17 protein-coding genes are annotated in these 19,612 nt (G+C 48.1%); 5 read left to right on the forward strand and 12 right to left on the reverse strand.

All coding sequences use genetic code 11. The annotated features are described in order from the left end of the window. Positions 1 to 23: 23 nt before the first annotated feature. The 7 genes from udp to VHA_RS15315 all read right to left on the reverse strand — a co-directional run bounded on the left by udp (position 24) and on the right by VHA_RS15315 (position 9,148). On the reverse strand, positions 24 to 791 hold the full coding sequence (gene udp / locus VHA_RS15285; RefSeq protein ID WP_005505903.1) for a uridine phosphorylase: 768 nt from the start codon (positions 789 to 791) through the stop codon (positions 24 to 26). 182 nt (positions 792 to 973) lie between these two features. Then, positions 974 to 3,340: a zinc/cadmium/mercury/lead-transporting ATPase gene (locus VHA_RS15290; RefSeq protein ID WP_050778572.1), complete on the reverse strand. Its 2,367-nt coding sequence runs from the start codon at positions 3,338 to 3,340 to the stop codon at positions 974 to 976. A gap of 78 nt (positions 3,341 to 3,418) precedes the next feature. Next, the gene (locus tag VHA_RS15295; protein WP_005505909.1) at positions 3,419 to 3,892 is read right to left on the reverse strand and encodes a response regulator; all 474 of its coding nucleotides are present in this window, start codon (positions 3,890 to 3,892) and stop codon (positions 3,419 to 3,421) included. 18 nt (positions 3,893 to 3,910) lie between these two features. After that, positions 3,911 to 5,326, reverse strand: coding sequence for an SLC13 family permease (locus VHA_RS15300; RefSeq protein WP_040529088.1), 1,416 nt, complete (start codon positions 5,324 to 5,326; stop codon positions 3,911 to 3,913). Positions 5,327 to 5,546: 220 nt separating this feature from the next. Next, a complete protein-coding gene (locus VHA_RS15305; protein ID WP_005505913.1) occupies positions 5,547 to 7,019 on the reverse strand; it encodes an MATE family efflux transporter in 1,473 nt (490 codons plus the stop codon). 117 nt (positions 7,020 to 7,136) lie between these two features. Then, the gene (locus VHA_RS15310) at positions 7,137 to 7,556 is read right to left on the reverse strand and encodes a CBS domain-containing protein (RefSeq protein ID WP_005505915.1); all 420 of its coding nucleotides are present in this window, start codon (positions 7,554 to 7,556) and stop codon (positions 7,137 to 7,139) included. A 275-nt stretch (positions 7,557 to 7,831) separates the two neighbouring features. Continuing rightward, positions 7,832 to 9,148 carry a DUF945 family protein gene (locus VHA_RS15315; RefSeq protein WP_005505917.1) on the reverse strand — a complete coding sequence of 439 codons (1,317 nt, stop codon included), beginning with the start codon at positions 9,146 to 9,148 and terminating at the stop codon, positions 7,832 to 7,834. Positions 9,149 to 9,322: 174 nt separating this feature from the next. On the opposite strand from VHA_RS15315, the gene VHA_RS15320 reads away from it, so the two are divergent. From VHA_RS15320 to VHA_RS15330, 3 genes are all read left to right on the forward strand, one after another. Then, positions 9,323 to 11,278 (forward strand): ATP-binding protein, encoded by a 1,956-nt coding sequence (locus VHA_RS15320; protein WP_005505919.1) that lies wholly within the window; start codon positions 9,323 to 9,325, stop codon positions 11,276 to 11,278. Continuing rightward, positions 11,275 to 11,775, forward strand: a complete 501-nt coding sequence (locus VHA_RS15325; protein WP_040529091.1) for a response regulator — start codon at positions 11,275 to 11,277, stop codon at positions 11,773 to 11,775. Before VHA_RS15320 ends, VHA_RS15325 begins: the two co-directional genes overlap by 4 nt. A 161-nt stretch (positions 11,776 to 11,936) precedes the next feature. Continuing rightward, a complete protein-coding gene (locus VHA_RS15330) occupies positions 11,937 to 12,494 on the forward strand; it encodes a hypothetical protein (protein ID WP_005505923.1) in 558 nt (185 codons plus the stop codon). 43 nt (positions 12,495 to 12,537) lie between these two features. Here VHA_RS15330 and VHA_RS15335 read toward each other — a convergent pair whose 3' ends face one another. From VHA_RS15335 to VHA_RS15350, 4 genes are all read right to left on the reverse strand, one after another. Further along, positions 12,538 to 12,918: a hypothetical protein gene (locus VHA_RS15335; protein ID WP_040529093.1), complete on the reverse strand. Its 381-nt coding sequence runs from the start codon at positions 12,916 to 12,918 to the stop codon at positions 12,538 to 12,540. Between the two features lie 18 nt (positions 12,919 to 12,936). Further along, positions 12,937 to 13,395 (reverse strand): TetR/AcrR family transcriptional regulator, encoded by a 459-nt coding sequence (locus VHA_RS15340; RefSeq protein ID WP_040529095.1) that lies wholly within the window; start codon positions 13,393 to 13,395, stop codon positions 12,937 to 12,939. A 251-nt stretch (positions 13,396 to 13,646) separates the two neighbouring features. Continuing rightward, positions 13,647 to 14,552, reverse strand: coding sequence for a DNA-binding transcriptional regulator DsdC (gene dsdC, locus VHA_RS15345; RefSeq protein ID WP_005505931.1), 906 nt, complete (start codon positions 14,550 to 14,552; stop codon positions 13,647 to 13,649). A gap of 156 nt (positions 14,553 to 14,708) precedes the next feature. Next, complete coding sequence (locus VHA_RS15350) at positions 14,709 to 15,293, reverse strand: TfoX/Sxy family DNA transformation protein (protein ID WP_005505933.1); 585 nt, start codon at positions 15,291 to 15,293, stop codon at positions 14,709 to 14,711. A 443-nt stretch (positions 15,294 to 15,736) separates the two neighbouring features. On the opposite strand from VHA_RS15350, the gene VHA_RS15355 reads away from it, so the two are divergent. Together VHA_RS15355 and VHA_RS15360 are read left to right on the forward strand one after the other, a co-directional pair. After that, on the forward strand, positions 15,737 to 16,657 hold the full coding sequence (locus VHA_RS15355; RefSeq protein WP_005505935.1) for an HDOD domain-containing protein: 921 nt from the start codon (positions 15,737 to 15,739) through the stop codon (positions 16,655 to 16,657). 119 nt (positions 16,658 to 16,776) lie between these two features. Beyond that, positions 16,777 to 17,676: a LysO family transporter gene (locus VHA_RS15360; protein WP_005505937.1), complete on the forward strand. Its 900-nt coding sequence runs from the start codon at positions 16,777 to 16,779 to the stop codon at positions 17,674 to 17,676. 94 nt (positions 17,677 to 17,770) lie between these two features. Here the strand turns inward: VHA_RS15360 and ptsG are convergent, their stop codons facing one another. After that, positions 17,771 to 19,201 (reverse strand): PTS glucose transporter subunit IIBC, encoded by a 1,431-nt coding sequence (ptsG, locus tag VHA_RS15365; protein WP_005505939.1) that lies wholly within the window; start codon positions 19,199 to 19,201, stop codon positions 17,771 to 17,773. Between the last annotated feature and the right edge of the window lie 411 nt (positions 19,202 to 19,612).

Below are 19,612 nucleotides of genomic sequence, written 5' to 3' on the forward strand. Positions count from 1 at the left end.
CGGCTTTTGTGTTTACTGAAGGATTACGCGGTCAGCAGCTTACGTGCCGCTTCGACAACCACGCTGATAGAACGGCCTTCGGTGTCTTTCATCAACTCTGGGCTTGGGATCTCTTTTTGTGTGCGGTTGACAATCACACCGGCAACACAACCTGCTTTCAGACCAGAGCTTGCACACATGGTCAACAATGTCGCAGATTCCATCTCAAAGTTCAGTACACCCATTTCCTGCCACTCTTTCATTGAGCCCTGGAAGCGACGCACAACACGGCCACTGAAGGTGTCATACCGCTCCTGACCCGGATAGAAAGTATCACTCGATGCTGTCACACCTGTGTGTACCGCTGCGCCAGATTCTTCTGCGGCTTGTTTCATCGCCGTTGTCACATCAAAGTCAGGCACTGCCGGGAACTCCATCGGTGCAAAGTGCAGGCTTGCTCCGTCAAGACGGACAGAGCCTGTCGTTACAATGATGTCACCCACATTGATGTTTGGCTGAATCGCCCCCGTCGTACCAACACGCAGGAAAGTGCGCACACCCAGTTGTGCCAGCTCTTCAACCGCAATCGAGGTAGAAGGCCCACCAATACCAGTTGAACAAACCACCACTGAGTGACCATCCAATTTACCCAGATACAGGGTATATTCGCGATGGCTTGCAAGAAATTTTGGTGCATCCATCAGTGCGGCAATCTTTTCAACGCGGGCAGGATCGCCCGGAATGATCGCCATGGTTGCGCCTTCAAGATCAGATTGACTCACACCCAGGTGGAATACGGTTTGCTCAGACATTATTGACTCCTTCTAAACCGGCATCTGTGCCGGCCCTCTCACGACAAAATACAACGGGTTCCCACCATACCAAGTGATCCAGAAATTAAAGTGACAAATCTCACTTTTAATGCATTTTAATTTCAATGCATTTCATTTCATGGTGATTGAGATCACTTTTATTGATAAGAAAATGTTCATCATTATTTTATACCACTTTCTCTCAACCTATTGTTTTTAAAGCGAAGTAGACGCAGAGCATTCAGGGTCACAATGGCTGTTGCGCCGCTGTCTGCCAACACGGCAACCCACAGGCCAGTAAGCCCCAACACACTGGTCACCAAAAAAATCGCTTTCAGGCCAATCGCCAACGCCACATTCTGTCTGACGTTTCGCATGGTTGCGCGTGACAATGCAATAACAGAAGGTATGTGCTCTATCCGGTTCTGGCTCAGTGCAATGTCTGCGGTTTCCAGCGCAACATCCGTGCCGCCCCCCATGGCAATACCAATCGTTGCGGACTTCATTGCCGGTGCATCATTAATGCCATCACCGACCATCGCCACCCGACTTGTCGCTGACATTTCACGAATGGCATCCACTTTACCTTCAGGCATTAATCCGGCACGGAAATCCATACCAAGCAGGCGGGCAAGACCAGCCGCTGCATGCGGGTTATCGCCCGTCAGCATCACGGATTTCACGCCAACACGGTTTAGTGCCGCAATGGTATCCTTTGCCGTCGCACGTAGTTCATCACGCCAGGCAAGGGCACCGATGGCATTCCCACCCGCAAATACGATTGCCACCGTTTTGCCTTCATCGGCCATTTGCTGTGCGGCCTGCTGTTGCTCCACTTCTATCACCCGGTTGTCGGGCAGCTTATCCAAGGCAATCATTTCAATAGACTGACCGTCTATCTCACCTGCCACACCTTTTCCGGCGGTGGCATGGATGTTTTGTGCCACTCTGGGCGCAATACCTCGGGAGGTTGCCATGGCAACCACAGCTTTCGCAAGTGGATGATGTGACCCTTGCTCAACGCCAGCTGCCAATGCCAACAGCTTGTTTTCATCAGCTTCCCAACTCAACACATCAGTAACAACGGGCTTTCCTTCTGTCAGGGTGCCGGTTTTATCAAACGCTACCCACTCAACGTTGCTGAGTGCTTCCAATGCTGCTCCCCCTTTGATTAACGCGCCATACCGCGCTGCTGTTGCCAGACCGGATGTCATGGCCGCAGGGGTAGAGATCACCAGCGCACACGGGCAGGCAATCAATAGCAGGGCAAGGCCTCGATACACCCAGGTATCCCAACTCCCGCCCAACAGCACCGGTGGAATCACCACCACCAAGGCAGCAACCAAAATCATCAATGGGGTGTACCAGCGGCTGAACCTGTCGATAAAACGCTCTACCGGCGCCCGGCGTGACTCCGCATCCTCAATCAAGGTCAAAATCCTGTCGATGGCGCTTTCGCCCTGCTTTGACACCACCTCTAGTGTGACAACACGATCCACCGACATCGCGCCGGCTGGCACTTTCTCGCCCTGCCCTTTCTCTACAGGAATCGACTCACCGGTCAGCGCACTCATATCAAAACTTGCTGTCTGACTTTGGAGTACAGCGTCAGCCGGTAAACGTCCTCCCGGTGCTATCTCGATCACTTGACCAGGCTGCAATGACAAGACCGGAACAGATTCTCGACGACCATCTGGATAAACACGAATTGCCGATTCCGGCACCAGCGCCATTAATGCCTGAATGCCTGCACGCGCTTTCGCAGAGGCGTAACCTTCCAGCCGCTCACCAATGAGAAACAGCACCAATACCATGGCCGCTTCTACGGTTTCTCCCAAATAGAGTGCGCCCAATGCCGCAACCGACATCAGAGTTTCAATGGAAAAGGGAGAACCGGAGCGCGCTAGCGTAATTGCTTTTTTCACGATGGGAAGCAGCCCCAATATCGTCGCCAGCATGAAAAGTATTGTTCCGGCTTGTGGTTGCCACTGGGACAGAATCGCTGCCAGTGACATCACCGCTGTCAGTGACACCAAAAAGGCATCTTTCCTTAATCTGGCAAACCCAGAAGCCGCTTGTTCAGTACCTTGAGGGCCGCCAAGGTTAACCAGTGGAAAGCCGGTTTGAATGGCTTTATCTTCAATCGCTTGTCTCAGTGCCGGTGTATCTGGCTTGTCTAACGTGACAATGAGTTTCTCGGTCGCAAAGCGCACATGGGCAGACGCGACACCCTCCAGCGTGCCCAGCGCCGTTTCCAGCTTGGCGGCGCAGCTCGGGCAATCCATATGAGTGACTCGCCATGAAAGGCTGTCAGATGATGAAAGCGGGCTTTGTTCAGGTTCAGTAGACTCAGACTGGCTGTTGCAAGATGTGCTGTTGCAACAGCCCTGGGACGCCGGATCGTCAGGCTCCCCGTCTGGTTTCTCTGTGGTTGTACAACATGTTGTACTGGTTGTTGTTGACACACAACATACATCCGTTTTTGCCTCTGGTTGACGGGTATGCTGCACGGGGTTTTTGCATTTTACTGATTGGCATGAATGGCACATAGGCTTTTCTCCTTGTCTGATATGCCATCAGTATAAACCTTGGAGACAACTCCAATGTCAAGTCATCAAGTGTATATTTTATTTCAACCTGTCCAGCACTGTCTGGGTATCAAGCGCCTCGGCATACTCACGATAATCTAACCCGACATCGAAGACATAGTGGGTCACCAAACGCTTGGCTTCCTCCAGCAATATCTCCGCCTGCCAGGGTTTTTCAAAGTAGCGTTCAATACGGGCATGATTGATCGCTTCAATGGTATCGGCATGCGTTGCCTGACCGGTGAGCAGCACCTTGCGAGTAAAACGGAAGCGTGGGTCGAGGGAAACTTCTGTCAACAGTTCTACCCCAGTTTTCTCCGGCATCACGTGGTCTGAGATGATGAGAGCTACATGTTCACCTTCCGCATCGAGTTCATCAATCAACGCCAGTGCTTCATCGGCAGACTCACAATCTTCGATGTGGAATGCTACGGCAAGTGGGGCAAGATCTTTCAGCACCGCGCTAAGCACTTCCCGTTGATCATCCACACATACGATGTTCACTTTTTCCATCTGTTTCACCTTTTACCGTTAAAGGAATGCTACAACCTGTAGAATCCAGACCATAACAAAGCTGAGAGCGACGCCGGCAACGCCAAGAATCGCCCCCACTTTCGCCATTTGATTGCTGCTGACATGCCCTGTGGCATGCGCTAACGCATTGGGTGGTGTGCTGATGGGGAGTGACATACCGAGCGATGCGGCAAACGTGACCACCAAAATCAACGTTGTTTCGCCGCCCAGCGGTGACAAAGACGCCATGGAGCTCCCCAGTGCTGCCATGATTGGCATCAACAGGTTTGCCGTTGCGGTATGAGACATAAAGTTAGCCATTAACAGGCAGAGTGCCGCTGCCCCTACCAACACCATTTCCGGTGCATATTGTTCAAAAGGAATGCTGCTCACCAGCAATCTCGCCAAACCGGTTTTATCCAAAGCAAGACCAAGGGCAAAACCGCCGGATACCAACCAAAGCACATCCCATGAGACTTTTTTCAGATCTTCTTTATTGATAATACCGGTCATAGAAAACACCGCGACAGGGATCAAGGCTACGGTGTATGCGTTCATTCCATGGCTGGATCCCATCAGCCAAAGCAAGATGGTGACTGTAAATGTCACATATACAGTGATCGCTTTTGGCGTTTTCAGGAACTTACCTTTGATGGAAAGTGTGATCTCGTTTTCATCAGAAGGGAACAGTAAGCAGAGCAGGAACCAGGCCAACAGCATCAGCACCACCACAAACGGCACTGCAAACGCCATCCATTCCCCGAAGCTAATCAGGTTGTCTCCCGTCAGGTATTTGAGGGCGATTGCATTCGGTGGCGTCCCGATAGGCGTACCAATCCCCCCAATATTTGCGGCAACAGGAATCGACAATGCAAACGCAATCTTTCCTGGATCATTGGGTTTAAACAACGCCAGAATTGGCGTCAGGATCGCCAGCATCATGGCAGTGGTGGCAGTGTTTGACATAAACATGGAGAAGATCGCGGTGATAAGCATTAACCCTGCCATCACCCTTTGCGGCTTTTTGCCAAATGGTTTTAGCAGCACGCGCGCGAGGTTGATATCAAGCCGGTATTTGGTCGCCGCCATGGCCAGGAAAAATCCCCCCAGGAACAGCATAATAATGGGGCTGGCAAAGGTTGCCATGATGGTGTTGTACTGCAAAAGCTCCCCAAACTGTGTCGAGCCAGCATCACTACGGAACCAGATCAATCCTTTGTCAGAAAGGAATAACAGTTCCAACACAATGACCACCACTGATGTGGCGTAAATGGGTATGGGCTCTAAAACCCAACATAACGCCGCCAGCAGAAACAGGGCGATGGCACGTTGTTGCATCACGGTGAGCGTGTCGAATGGAAAGGCTGATGCTGGAAGAATTAATACCAGTAACGGTATCAGTATTGGAAGAATATACTTTGCCTGAATACGCATAATCGCTTGTAGTCCCTTAAAGCTAAACGCCCACGCATTTTTGCGGGCAACACGGTTATTCTGCGCGCAATACCATGATGAGATACTGAATTAGATCAATAAAATGCAGTGAATAGTAGACAGTTTGGTGCACCTTTCCAATATCGCCCCCCGGATTACACAATGACACTGAGCCATTCCAGCAATGGAAAGATGCTGTCAGGCAACGTCTGTTACCCATTTACCGTAGGTGTGAAGTACGAAACGGAGGTGCCTTTTCAAGCCGGTCCTTGTGATCTTTAGCCATAAGCTCACAACCGCTGGCCAACCCGGCTTCCGGCTCTGAGGAGTGAAGCACCTTGTCACCGGCTTTCGTTTGATGGTCAGCAGCCAGTTGATTGATCAGACGTTGGACCAGACAGTAACCGGCCAGACCAAACAGCACAGAACCTACAGCCTGTCCAATCAACACCCCTTCCGCTCCCGCAAGCTCTCCGCCGATATACACAAATGGGATGGTGCCAATTGTCGCTTTTCCGACATTCAGCATGGTGGACCATGTAGGACGACTCAAGTTGTTGAAGGCAGCATTTGAGACAAACAAAGTGCCGTTGAAAATAAACGTGATCGCGATATAAGTACAAAAGAGTGTCACCATGGCGACGGCGTTGCCTTCCAGGCTGAAGGCATCAATAACAAGATCCTGAGCAAAATACAGGAGAATGGCAACACTGATGCAGTATACCGCCACAAATTTAACCGAATCCGTCAGCGTGCGCCTTACGCGATCAAACCGCAACGCACCGTAGTTTTGCCCCAAGATTGGCCCTACTGCGCCGGAAAGGGAAAAAATCAATGCAAATGCCACAGGCTGTAATCGCCCCACAACCGCAAAACCAGCCACGTAATCGGCACCGAACTTGGCAATTTGTGCAGTGACAATCGCATTGCCAATCGGTGTTGCCGTGTTGGTGATGATTGCCGGGCCTGCGATGTTAACAATCGCTTTCAGGTGTTTTTTCAGATCATCAATCTGCGGCATCACCACCAGATCGTGTTTACGGTAAACCGCCTGGAAGGCGACGCCGAACATGACAAAGCGAGATATCAGTGACGCAATAGCAGCACCTTCCAACCCCATTGAGAAGCCAAAGATAAATAGCGGGTCAAGCACCGCATTCGTTGCGCCTGCCGCCAGTGTCGCCGCCATAGAACGTTTCGCATCTCCGACACCACGTAACGCAGCACCACCAGCCATCCCCATCGCCATCAGTGGCGAGCCGGGTAACAGGATACAAAGGAAATCACTGGCTTTTTCTGCCACCTCCCCTTCCGCGCCTATTGCAGCGAGGATTGGATCGATAAATGTCAGGATCACCCCGACAGTTACCATGTTTACCAACGCGGCAAACACCATAACACTGCCAGTGATTTTACGCGCTTCCTCCCGGCGACCGGCACCCAGAGCCCGGCTGACCAAGGCTCCCATGGCAATGGATGTTCCAATAGAAACAGACGTGGAGAAAAAAATAATAGTACCGGCAAAACCCACTGCAGCAGCAAGCTCAACCTGTCCCAATAAGCTGATAAAAAAGATATCCGCAAGGTCGACTAAAAACAGTGCCATGAGCCCGACCGCACCAGAGGTGGACATCACGGTGATATGCCGCATGATAGCGCCATTTACAAACTTGGCCTGGTGTTGATCTGACATCAAAGGACCTGCTTTATGTGGCGTTCGATAGTGTTTAAAGTTGCGGGCTATCATGCCATGAAAAAAAGGTGCCTCAAGCACCTTCTTTGAAACAGCATATTCAGTTTTTATGAACAACTAGACTGGATGGTGGAAACAATCATCTATTTGCGCAGCAATAGCACGCAATATATCACGTCTCGAAATCACCCCCACCAAACGCTCGTCTTCATCTATCACAGGGTAAACTTTCGGTTTTGTCGGCATCATCTCTTCTGCAAGCCCAATAATACTATCATCCGGCAACACAGCCTTTACTTCACTTCTCATACAATCTGCAACGTTGTCGCTGTCCTGACAGTGATAGCCGACTTTGAGCAGTTTATGAATGAGGTCTTGCTCAGAAAGGAATCCAACCACCTTATTTCTGTCATCAACAACCGGCCCACCGGTTTGGTTGGCACTGAGCATTTTCTCCAACGCGCTGGAAAGCGGCATGGAAACGGTGAAGGTAACCGGTCTTTTGTTCATGTAATCTTTCACTTTAATTGATTCCATGCATCCCCCTTAATTGTTATATGAGATGTTGTTAAAACAGGGATAAATCTCTGTGTTTACACCCAGACTACCTGAAGAGGCAGGATTTCAGATTGTTAGGGTATATTCCTATCAGTGTTGATCAAGCCAACAGAATTACTAGTGACGACAGAAGTATTTTTATCCTTTGTCACAAATGAAAGGCGACTTGTACGAAAAGTTTCACGTAAAAAACAAAAACCGGTCACTTTGGACCGGCTTTGTTGTTTTTTGTTGTCACCTGTCGGTATGGTGTTTTACATAAACATCATCATCAACAGAGCCAGCGGGATCCGTTTTCCACTTGGCGATACGGCTTCATCACCTTCAATTTTGGCTTTAAGGGTTACACCCTTTTCACTTTCGCTGATAAAACCATACGGTTCCAGATTATTCACTGACGCTGCAACGGCGGGGACGTCATGCACATACGCCGCTGGCACATTCATAAACACGTTGCCTTGCAGCTTCGACATCAATGCACCGATGTTTTGGGTCACGCTGCCCAGACCTGGCTCAATACTCAGTGTAAATTTGGCATCCACCTGACCTTCCGGCGTTCCCATTTCCAGTGGTAGCAGCTCAAATGCCATGCCTTTTTCCACCAACCTGTCGAGCAACGTCATCAATGTCATTAACTCATCTTCTGTCGGCTCTGCGCTCATCGAATCGGCGGTGTTGGCAAGGGCCAGCAAGGCACTGTAATCGAGATTTCTGAAGTTAATACCCAGCTTGAAGTTGTCCAGCGCGATGGTTTGTGGCACATCCAGCTTTTCAAACGAAAACGTGTTGTTGTTGGAAATACGCAGATCTGATGTTTCGGCCGTGGCGACATCACCACCACTGGCAGAAACCAGATTGTTATCGATATCCAACACTAGGTTTGTCATGGTTGCCACCACGCCTGAGACATCGGTCAAGCTTGCGCTGGCCGTATTGAACACCTGTTTGCCGACCCACATTTCATCCACCATTTTGCCTTGGCCCTGCCCGGTGATGTTGCTGAAAGTCAATTTTTCACTTTCAACGCCAATCAGCTCAGCACTTGGTATATCCAGCTGGTAGACAATGTTGCCCTCTCTATCCGCTGTCCCGGTAATGTCCATCGGTGAAGTCATCACCGTGATTTCATTGTCCCCACCATTAATGGCACGTACGGTCATGTGGTATTCAGTATCACCAAAGATCGATGTTTGGGTCTTTAAAACGAATGGTGATTCATCCGATGACCAGAGTGCTTCACTCAGTGCTTTCACTTCAGGTGTCATTTCCAACGAAGAGGTCGAACTCACACTCAAAAATCCATGGTTAACCTGACTGACCACGGAGAACGTTGTCGGCAGGCCTTCCTCTTCATAATACGCCTTGGTTGCGCCAGTCAGTGAGAACCGGGTGATAACATCGGACGAGAGATAACCGCGATCGTATTTGACGTTTTCTATGGTGAGATAAGGTAGCTGGGCCTTTTCGATCTCGGCTTGGTATTGCGACTGCCCAATCTGGCCCGTTGCAAACGGCCAGACTGCAGCAACCGCCACAGCTCCCGCTATTGCCGCATATTTTCCAAATATCATTTCTACTCCAACTGACTCGGCATCTGTGATTTAGGTCTGAGTTTACCCTATTGGCTCGCATAACCCTATGCAGTGAGAAGGATTTCAGAAGATCTCTGCCAATTTGCAGCCCTCTTCTCAGCGTAAAGATGCCGGAAAAGATACACTCATAAAAAACAAACTTAGGGTAAGAGAATGAATGCCAATGTCATCCTTTGTCTGGACGACGACCCTTCCGTTTTAGCACGTATTAAACGTGAACTCTCGGTTTTCGCTGAAACCTTTGATGTCGTTTGTGCCGGCTCAGCCTACATTACCAACAACACACTCGAACAGCTCCACCAAGCGGGGCGACGTATCGCTTTGTTTATTTGTGATCATAGCCTGGGTGACAATGAAGGTATTAACCTGCTTATCAACATCGACAATCATCCTGCCTCCCGAGGCGCACGGACAGTTCTTTTGAACGATCAACCTGATTTGGGCAAAATCATGCAGGCAGTCAACGAAGGTCGCTTGAACTACTGTCTGACCAAACCCTGGGTGAAGAATGAAATCCGGGATCTGGCGAAAAAAGAGTTGACGCAATATGTACTGGAATTCAATCAGGATGACTTACTCAAGTACTGCAACACGCTGGATCAACGCCGCCTGTTAGATGCGCATATAGAAAGGAAACTGGCCACTTACCGCAGCGGATTTATTGAATCGTCACTGGGGGTTTCTGATGAAGAGCTCTCCACACAATTGATCGATGGCATCGCCGATTACTTTAGCCAAAACAGCGGACACCATGTCAGCCGACGCTACAGTGAAAACCATATCCTGACCCATGAAGGCAAGCCCAATTCTTTTCTCTGGTTTGTGGTGGAAGGTGAAGTTGCCCTGCTAAAACGGGACGAAACCGGCGCTTCCCATGAAGTCGCCAGACTCAGTCAGGGCAGTTTAATTGGCGGCATGTCCTTTGTAACAGGCGATGTCTCTTTCTCCACGGGTATCACGCTCAAACCCACTAAAGTGTTAAAGCTTAACCGAACCCTGTTTTCTCAGGTGATGCAGGCCAGAAACGACCTTTTGCCGCTTTTCTCAAATTACCTGCTCCGCCATTTCAATCGCCGATTGAAGCGCAGCATCACCACAGAAGTAAAACTGCAGCAGACCCTACAATCACTCGAGCTTGCCCATAAACAGCTTATCGAGAAAGAAAAAATGGCCATGCTGGGCCAGTTAGTGGCTGGTGTTGCCCATGAGCTGAATAACCCCATATCAGCAATTTTACGAAACAGCGAGACACTGCGGGACAGTATTGGCGCCCTGATCAACGTCGAAATGCATTCACAGGCACGGGATAAAGCCAATACCATCATGGCAAATGCCCTGCTTTCTCGCCCTATGTCAACAGCGGATGCAAGAAAGCTTACAAAGGGCATAGAACCCTTGCTCGGAAACCGGAACCTTGCCCGCAAGGCCGTCAATATGGGGCTTGATGCCCCCGAAGACGTCACGTTTTGGATGAAAAAATTGGGCAGAGATTTCAATGAAACGCTTAGCCAGTGGGATATGTTTTACCAAGCAGGTAGCTTGCTGCGTTCTACCCATGTCTGCGCCCAACGGATCGCTGATATGGTAAAAAGCCTGAAAACTTATGCCCGCCAGGATGATGAAACCATGCATGTGGTAGATATCCATGAAGGCATTGAAGACACCCTGATCATGTTTGAAAACCAGATCAAACGTATCCGGTTGTTCAAAGAGTACGGACAGGTTCAGCCTATCCGTTGCAAACCCATTGCGTTACAACAGGTTTGGACTAATCTAGTATCGAATGCACTCGATGCCGTTGGACAAAACGGTGAGATTCATGTCAGCACACGTGAAACGGTTTATCGCAGCAGGAAGGCGATAAAAGTGACAGTGCGCGATAACGGTGTCGGTATTCCTGACGCCATTAAAGACAAAGTGTTTGAACTGAATTACACCACCAAACGCGAAGGCCATTTTGGCCTTGGTATTGGGCTGTCGGTTTGTCGCCAGATTGTTGAACAACATGGCGGTACTATTGATGTCAGCTCTTCTTCGGGTGAGTTCACCGCTATGGACGTCATACTTCCCTACTCCCCGCTTATCACGCCATGCATGGAGGAAAAATGAGCAGATATCTTATTTTGTGTGTTGATGACGAACGTGATGTGCTGGATAGCGTAATCAATGATCTTTCAGCGCTTGAAAGCCATTTCGTTATAGAAGCGGCAGAATCCGTGGCAGAAGCCCGTGACATACTGGCTGATGCAGCCGCCGATGGCTTGGAGCTTGCTCTGATCCTCTGTGACCACATTATGCCAGAGGAGCTGGGAGTTGATTTCCTGGTTGAGTTAAACAAATCACCTGACACCCACAATGCACGCAAACTGCTGCTGACAGGCCAGGCCGGTATGGAAGAGACGGTTCAAGCTGTCAATCACGCCAGTCTGGACTATTTCATCGCCAAACCTTGGGAAGGGAGTACCCTGCAACAGATTGTCTCTGACCAGCTTACAACCTTCGTGATTGAGAACGATTCAAACCTATTGCCCTGGGTGAGTGTATTAAATGCAGAACGCATCATGGAGGCCATCAGTAATAACCGACTGAGTTACTCTGATACTTAACCGTCGCGGATGGGTTTCAATCCACCCGCTCCGATCGCACTTCATCAGCCGTTTTTATCAAAAATAACGGTCATAGCGCCATATTAAAGCGCTATGATGTTGTTTCGCAAAAGCGACTTCTATTAGAATAGTAATCACAATTTTTTATCACGAGACCTTTCATGCGCAAAACCAATATTGCCGGCATTGTACTGGCGGCCGCGACTTCAGCAATCTTCTCTGCCGCGAGTGTTGCCAACGAAAGCACCATGAGTAACTTCAGTTACGATTATTTTGAAGCACGCGTTGGCATCAGCCCAGTGACTTACGGTGTTGGTTTCAGCACTTCTATTCACCCTAATGCGCACATCCGAGCAGAGATCGACACTGAATTCGAATCAGATTTTGATTCCACAGCAGCGGTTGGTTTTCATGCACCCGTGAATAACTGGGCAGATGTGTATGGTGAATTGGGTCTACGTACGATGAAGCAACGTGGTCGCTTTAACCATAATACTGAATATGGTGTTGAAGTGAGTTTGGGGCTGCGTCAATGGCTGAGCCCACAGCTTGAGGTGGGTGGTGAAATCGGCCACGTCTCTATCGCTGACGATGATGAGATTTTCGGCTCTGTTAACGCCCGTTTCCACGCCACTGAGCTGTTCTCTATCGGCACCCAACTGCGTTTCAATGACGTTTACGGTGACCAATTTATGTTCACCACCCGCTTCAAGTTCTAACTATAGAATACTCAAAGGGCCTCGCACATAGAGGCCTTTTTACTTACTGACACTCAACCGGCTGAAACCCTTCTGGCGTGTCAGGTGTTTTCAATTGAAGCACATTTCGATAGCCCATCGCTCCTGCCAGTTTTTCATGACGACGGTCGATAGTGTGCAACACGATATCTCCGGTTTCCGCACCACAGACGGATGCAAATACTCTCCCATCCAATACTGCACACTGTGAATCAATGATTTTTACTCCCACACCTGTCAACTGCAGTTCGCTTTGTACTAACGACATGCCTTGGGATTCACACTGAATCACACCACGGGTTTTATACACGGTGACTTTTTCAGCAGGCTTAATGGCGCAGCCCGCCAGAATAGTCGCCAAAAATGTGGTTAACATTGACGCTTTCAACGCCGGTCTCTTGTTCATTTTCCTCCCATCCTGAGTTCAAAACGGGTTATCAAGTTCAATATCAAGCAGGTGAATCGCTGACAGTCCAATAAGTTCAACAACCAGCGTTTGACCATATTGTTCTATCAATGTTGTTATACCCCAAACGACCTTTTGTTTCCCTTCATGACCACCGTTGACAGCACCAAGAAGATAGCGAATACAATTAGCAAACTTCGTTTCCTTCAGGGCCAGCATCCAACTTTGCTTGATGGTCTCACTGTCTGTCGTGTCAATTTTGCTGGTGACATAAGCAAGCATTTGCCCTTGAAACGCTGAAACCATCGATTCTTTAGTAGGGACAACCCGTTGAATCCCGCTTCGGCTCATGCCTGTCCGTTTGGCAATGGAGCCGTAAGTCACGCCCTCCCAGCCTTCCTCCATAAAGACGTCGATGATAGTTTGATAGATAAGCACTTCTGTTTGCAGTGCGCCCTCTTTGGTATTTTTTGCCATTGCCCTTTTCGTCATGCTCCTGTCCGCCAAATCAGCGCCTTGCTCAAAATAACAGGACGACATGGTTACCGTTATCCCCACTATTTTCGAGACAAATTATAAGTTAAAGACCAATCCATGCCAAAAATAACGCTTAAAAATCAATCATCATCCCCGTATTTTGCCTCTGGGAGACGAATATATGAAACGGGTTTAATTTGAAAGCAGATACCCAAGCGATCTGAAAAGACAGGACAAGTAGCTTGGATAATTCAGGCAAGCTGGCTTTCGAGCCACTCCTTAAATGCGAGGATTTTTGCATTGCCCTGGTGCTCCTCACGGTACACAAGGTAAAAGCTATAGGGCGATTTGACTGGCTTATCGACTGGCGCAACTAACTTGCCATTGTGAAGGTATTCCTGAATATACGCCATGCGGCCTATCGCAACCCCCATACCATGCGTTGCTGCATCCAGTGCGAGATCTGCGCGATCGAAACTGTGGTTGGTGCCTTTAAGTTCCAGTCCATTTGCATTAGCCCAATACAACCATTCATCACTTAGGCTGGCACTCGCCCAAGGTGCAGCATCGTGGAGCAGTTGGCATTGTGCCAGTTTCTCAGGGGCATTATACAGCGCGTGATGTTCGGCATACGATGGGCTGCAAACGGGCACAATGGCGTCATCCATTAAATGGTGGCTGATAAGTCCGTTATAGCGGCCGTGTCCAAAGTAGATCGCACAATCAAAGGCTTCCGCTTTGAAATCAATAAGATCGTTGCGGGTACGCAAATGAAGCGTAAGATCTGGAAATGATTCAGCAAACAAAGAAAGACGCGGCACCAACCATTTCTGTGAGAACGTCGGCGGCGCAGAGATAATGAAATCCCCAACAGGACGCGCCCGGTTCAGCTCCAGTAATTTGAGGCTGATAGCTGAAAATTGCTCAGAGACAACCAACTTCAACTGTTCACCTTCGTTAGTGAGCGACAGCTGACGTGGCCTCCTGACAAACAATGTCACATCCAGCCTCTGTTCAAGTTTTTTTATCCGGTGACTGACTGCACTTTGGGTGAGGTGAAGCTCTTCTGCTGCTCGGGTGAAACTCATGGTTTCAGCTACAACCGAAAAACAGTGCAATCCTGCTAACAGTGAGGACGAAAGCTGGGGCAGTTTCATTCTTTTCGACAGTTATTTAAGTCATTTCGTGACTTTAACAATATTCCAATGGTGGGTACAGCGAGGACAATAAAAAGCCCCCAATAATTGGTTGTCCAACTATTGGGGGTCACTTCAGGTCGGCGCTTGAACGTTACAAGTCAGTACGCATTGAGTTTAAACAGCACGAAGCAGTTGTTGTTTAGTTTCTTCGCTCAACAATGTCCAATGCATGCCTTTTTGCGCACCGGCAAACATCCAAAGTAGTTTTACATCAACATCGTAACCGTGCGCTTCCTGCACTTTACGGAAAAGCTCTTCCGGGCTCATGGAGAAGAAAGTGTCAACATCTTCGACTCCGGCTTTCTTGAGCATACGTTCAATGGTCAAACGCAAATTGGGTAAATCGCGCAGACGTTTGTTGGATTTGGAATCGCGGTATTCTTTCTCGGCAACCGAGTTCTCTACGGACTTTTTTACCATTGCGTCCAACCCCTGATCTTTCGCTTCGTAGAGATCAGTGATGTCGTAGTAGTTTACGATTGCTGTTGAGCTTTTCTTAACATGAACAAACTTCTTGCACTCTTTGTCGATAAGTTGCTGCGTTAACTCGTCGTTACCACGCAAGTAAATACGATCTTCCTTGACTAATGCGAACATTGCTCCGCTGACGAAAAAACCAGTACCACCAAACATGGAGCGTTTTTCCGTTTCGCCAAATTGCGATAAGTATTCAACAAAGCCACTTTTAACTTCCAACACGTGTGCCTCCTTTCTCCCAAAAAAACAAACCAATTCCTCGGTTTCAAATATTGTAATTTCTCAACGCGAATTAATGATGACGCATTAAGGCATAGAAAACCATGCACCAGATCACCCAATGCCCAAAAGTGTCTCTTATTTGCAACACTCATCACGATTAATGAATGTAATTTTTGTGTTTAAAGTTTGTTAACCGGATGATTGCGCACGCAAATTATTGCGCTTACTTGCAGCGGTGTTTCTAAATAAACGTTAGATTAATTCAAAATATAAATACCCAATGTCACTGCCCTTGCATTTTCACCATACATTGACTTTTCAATCACTGAACTGCATTGATAACCATACAAAGGTTGCCTTAAATTCAAATTTATCAACAAGCGGATTTCATTTGAAACGCAGTCCAATTACTATTAAACCAGTGTGTTAACGAGCCTAAAAAGATGGATCACCTATCGTTGTTCTGGGTATCCCCCAGCCGTGACAAGTACCTTAACGCTATCGAAAGCGATTTTTTTCAGCGGGTTTACCAATCTCTGAAAGACGGCACTCTGGAACTTCCGCCTATTCCTGATGTGGTAGCGAAATTACAGCGGGCATGCAATCAACCCAACACGACGGTCAGAGACATTTCAGCCCTGTTATTAGATGATGCTTCTCTCACGGCAGCCGTGATTCGATCGGCAAATTCGGCGGTTTTCAGTCCACGTAATAACCGCCCCTGCCATGACATTAATATGGCGGTATCCCGTTTGGGTATTCAGCGTGTTCTGGGCATAGCAACTGCCCATGCTATCCAGGCCTTGAAAAATAACTCTCCTTTCAGCCACGAATGCAATGCTTTATTGAAGAAAAGTGCAACTGCCTCACGGGAGTTTGGTTCAACGATGGCACTGATTTGCCAGCGGGTCAGAAGTTATGACGATGAAAACCTTCACTTGGAAGTGGAAAAGTCTCTGCTTATCGGCTTGCTGGCTGACATTGGTATTTACAGTGCCGTAAAAGCATTTCATACCTACATGGAAGAAGGGAATTACCTTGATTTTGACATCGCCAGCCACGTCTTCTTCAGCGTGAGCAAAGAGGCTAGCTGCTTTATCCTGAAAAGTTGGGGCTTTGATTTAGATTTCATTGAGGTGTCATCGAACCGCCAGATGCGGAAATCAAGTCATGGTGTTTCATATCTCAACATTGCAAAAATGGCCAACCACCTTTTGTTGTTCAGGACAGAAAATGCAGAGATTGAAGAACATGATGTCGAAATAACCCTTGCTGGTGCCGAAGCCCTGTATGAACTTTCTAATCTTAATGACACGGACTTTCACCATCAACTAAACAATATTATGGATAACTGCGGTTTCTAGCCTTCACATCTCTGTATCCCTGCTTTCGCCTTCAAACTTGCCGAACACCAATTGACCTGATCAGATCGCGACTGATACCCTCATCGCGATTTCGTTATTATCAAAAAGGTTTTAATACAATGCTCCCCGGCATGCTTTATATCTTCCTACCGTTGGTGATTGGCTATTTTATTACCATCAAAAGCGCAGCGTTGCTCGATACGATCAACCGGTCCACTGCCCGCCTTGTCTTTGTTATTCTTGGATTGATGGGGCTCAGTCTCGCAGGGCTGGATAACCTTTCCAGTAATCTCAACCAAATCCTGTTATTGGCGGTGACTTTCTTCTTCTGTATTAGTATTTTCACCCTTCTCTCGCTTCCACTATTAGATAAGCTGCTGAAAACCAAGACTGAACAGCATAAAAATACGGTGCCTGTCTCAGCCATGGCGATGGAATCCGTGAAGTTGGTGTTTGTTGTCGGTGGCGGTTTGATTCTGGGGTTGCTACTTCCCATTCCCCTTGATTGGGTTGAGCCAGCAAGCGAAGGCATTCTTCTTATCCTGCTGTTCTTGATCGGTATTCAATTAAGAAACAGCGGTATGACATTAAAGCAAATCATCCTCAATAAAAAAGGGCTGAGCGTAGCGTTTATCGTGATAATGGCATCCTGGACAGGAGGCCTGTTAGCCGCTTGGTTACTCGACATACCTTATTACTATGGCTTGGCGATGGCATCCGGTTTTGGCTGGTATTCACTGGCAGGCATTTTAATGGGAGACGCGCTAGGGCCAGTGTACGGCGGTGCTTCTTTTATGCTGGAACTGTCCCGGGAATTGGTTGCGATTATACTGATACCACTGTTGATTGCCCGATATCCATTAACTGCAATTGGTTATGGCGGAGCAACATCCATGGATTTCACCCTGCCGATCATTCAAACTACCGGGGGTGTTAAATGCGTGCCTATTGCCATTGTCAGCGGTTTTGTCCTCAGCCTTCTGGTGCCCGTTTTAATGCTGTTCTTTGTTGCGCTATAACCGATATATTATCCCTAAAAGAAAGGAGAGCCGAGGCTCTCCTTTTATGTATCAACAGACTTTTTATATCAACAGATCAGGGAATCCATCGATATCAGTTATTGCGGATCCATTCATCCATGTCTGATTTCAGGTTGTCAGACTTAGTACCAAAAATAGCCTGAACACCGCTACCAGCAACCACTACACCTGCCGCGCCCAGTTTCTTCAGTTTGTCCTGGTCAACTTTATCAACGCTCGCTACCGATACGCGCAAACGGGTAATGCAAGCATCCAGACCGGTAATGTTGTCTTTACCACCAAATGCCATAACCAGCTCTTTCGCCATTTCAGACTCACCACCCGCAGCGGCTGCATTCTTATCTTCATCTTCACGACCTGGCGTTTTCAGATCCAGCTTAACGATAGCAATGCGGAACACGACATAGTAGAACACGGCATAGCCCAGACCCAGCAGCGGGAACAGCCACAGTTTCTGAGAGTTTGCAGACAACACCAGGAAGTCAATCAAACCGTGGGAGAACGATGTACCGTGAACCATACCCAACATATTTGTCAGCACATAAGCCGTACCTGCCAACACCGCGTGAATAGCATACAGCACAGGCGCAACAAACATGAATGCGAACTCGATAGGTTCAGTAATACCCGTCAGGAATGAGGTCAATGCTGCTGAAACCATGATACCGCCAACTTTCGCGCGGTTTTCTGGCTTTGCAGTGTGCCACATAGCAATGGCTGCAGCTGGCAGACCAAACATCTTGAACATGAAACCACCCGCCAACTGGCCAAAGCCATTACCTGCTGCACGGGAGATAGCATCCGCCTCGAGATAGCAAGTCAGAACACCGGTACGCGCTTCACCTGCCGCATTCACACACGAGCCTGCTTCAAAGAAGAAAGGGACGTTCCAGACGTGGTGCAGACCAAATGGGATAAGTGAACGCTCAACGATACCGTAAATACCGAAAGCCATAACAGGGTTTTGGTTCGCTGCCCAATGAGAAAACGAACCGATTGCAGCACCAACCGGTGGCCAAATAACAGAGAGTGCCAGACCCAGACCAATAGCACAGAAACCTGTCATGATAGGTACAAAGCGTTTACCCGCAAAAAAGCCCAGGTAATCTGGCAACTGGATGCGGAAGAAACGGTTGAATGCCCAAGCAGCCGCACCACCAACCAGAATACCACCTAATACGCCAGTATCGATTTTATCTACACCCAACACCTGTGCCATGACACCCAACGTCGCTGACATGATGCCATAACCAACAATTGCAGCAAGACCTGCTACGCCATCATTATTCGTAAAACCCAATGCAACACCGACGGCAAACAGCAAAGGCATTTGGCCAAATACAGAACCACCGGCACTTTCCATGATCCCAGATACAATACTTGGCAACCAACTAAAGTCTGCGGCACCAACGCCCAGTAAAATACCTGCTACCGGCAGAACCGATACAGGGAGCATAAGCGCCTTACCGACTTTCTGCAGGCTAGCAAACAGGTTTTTAAACATAATGCTTCACTCCTGATTTGAATGTGAGCTGTACATCGACTCCAGAAAATGACTAAGCCTTGACAACCCGTTATCTTTGTTAATTGCAGATAATAGTAAGGCTGCCGAAACATTGACTCTAGGTAACGCCTTGTCATCGTCTAAAAAGTAAATATAGATCACATATTTGAAGCCATTTATAGCAGTTTTAATACTCGGTAATTCATTGTTTTTAAAACAAAAAATTGAAAATAAAGAGAAGTGGTATATTTTTTGCGCTGTTCTCTAATAACTTCACACAAGGTTATTTCGTGTAACAAAATTACAATTTATGCGATGCGGACAGTTACATTAAAAATCATCATTTTCCCCTCAAAATTACATTCGATTTATTTAACACAACCCCTCAGCTCCAAGGCTGCAAACCAAAAT

It is taken from the genome of Grimontia hollisae CIP 101886, from assembly GCF_000176515.1.
Taxonomy (GTDB): domain Bacteria; phylum Pseudomonadota; class Gammaproteobacteria; order Enterobacterales; family Vibrionaceae; genus Enterovibrio; species Enterovibrio hollisae.

Bases quoted from the DNA above. Each gene is read 5' to 3' on its own strand.
- udp (WP_005505903.1), bottom strand. From the start codon at position 791: ATGTCTGAGCAAACCGTATTCCACCTGGGTGTGAGTCAATCTGATCTT.
- VHA_RS15290 (WP_050778572.1), bottom strand. From the start codon at position 3,340: ATGTGCCATTCATGCCAATCAGTAAAATGCAAAAACCCCGTGCAGCAT.
- VHA_RS15295 (WP_005505909.1), bottom strand. From the start codon at position 3,892: ATGGAAAAAGTGAACATCGTATGTGTGGATGATCAACGGGAAGTGCTT.
- VHA_RS15300 (WP_040529088.1), bottom strand. From the start codon at position 5,326: ATGCGTATTCAGGCAAAGTATATTCTTCCAATACTGATACCGTTACTG.
- VHA_RS15305 (WP_005505913.1), bottom strand. From the start codon at position 7,019: ATGTCAGATCAACACCAGGCCAAGTTTGTAAATGGCGCTATCATGCGG.
- VHA_RS15310 (WP_005505915.1), bottom strand. From the start codon at position 7,556: ATGGAATCAATTAAAGTGAAAGATTACATGAACAAAAGACCGGTTACC.
- VHA_RS15315 (WP_005505917.1), bottom strand. From the start codon at position 9,148: ATGATATTTGGAAAATATGCGGCAATAGCGGGAGCTGTGGCGGTTGCT.
- VHA_RS15320 (WP_005505919.1), top strand. From the start codon at position 9,323: ATGAATGCCAATGTCATCCTTTGTCTGGACGACGACCCTTCCGTTTTA.
- VHA_RS15325 (WP_040529091.1), top strand. From the start codon at position 11,275: ATGAGCAGATATCTTATTTTGTGTGTTGATGACGAACGTGATGTGCTG.
- VHA_RS15330 (WP_005505923.1), top strand. From the start codon at position 11,937: ATGCGCAAAACCAATATTGCCGGCATTGTACTGGCGGCCGCGACTTCA.
- VHA_RS15335 (WP_040529093.1), bottom strand. From the start codon at position 12,918: ATGAACAAGAGACCGGCGTTGAAAGCGTCAATGTTAACCACATTTTTG.
- VHA_RS15340 (WP_040529095.1), bottom strand. From the start codon at position 13,395: ATGGCAAAAAATACCAAAGAGGGCGCACTGCAAACAGAAGTGCTTATC.
- dsdC (WP_005505931.1), bottom strand. From the start codon at position 14,552: ATGAAACTGCCCCAGCTTTCGTCCTCACTGTTAGCAGGATTGCACTGT.
- VHA_RS15355 (WP_005505935.1), top strand. From the start codon at position 15,737: ATGGATCACCTATCGTTGTTCTGGGTATCCCCCAGCCGTGACAAGTAC.
- VHA_RS15360 (WP_005505937.1), top strand. From the start codon at position 16,777: ATGCTCCCCGGCATGCTTTATATCTTCCTACCGTTGGTGATTGGCTAT.
- ptsG (WP_005505939.1), bottom strand. From the start codon at position 19,201: ATGTTTAAAAACCTGTTTGCTAGCCTGCAGAAAGTCGGTAAGGCGCTT.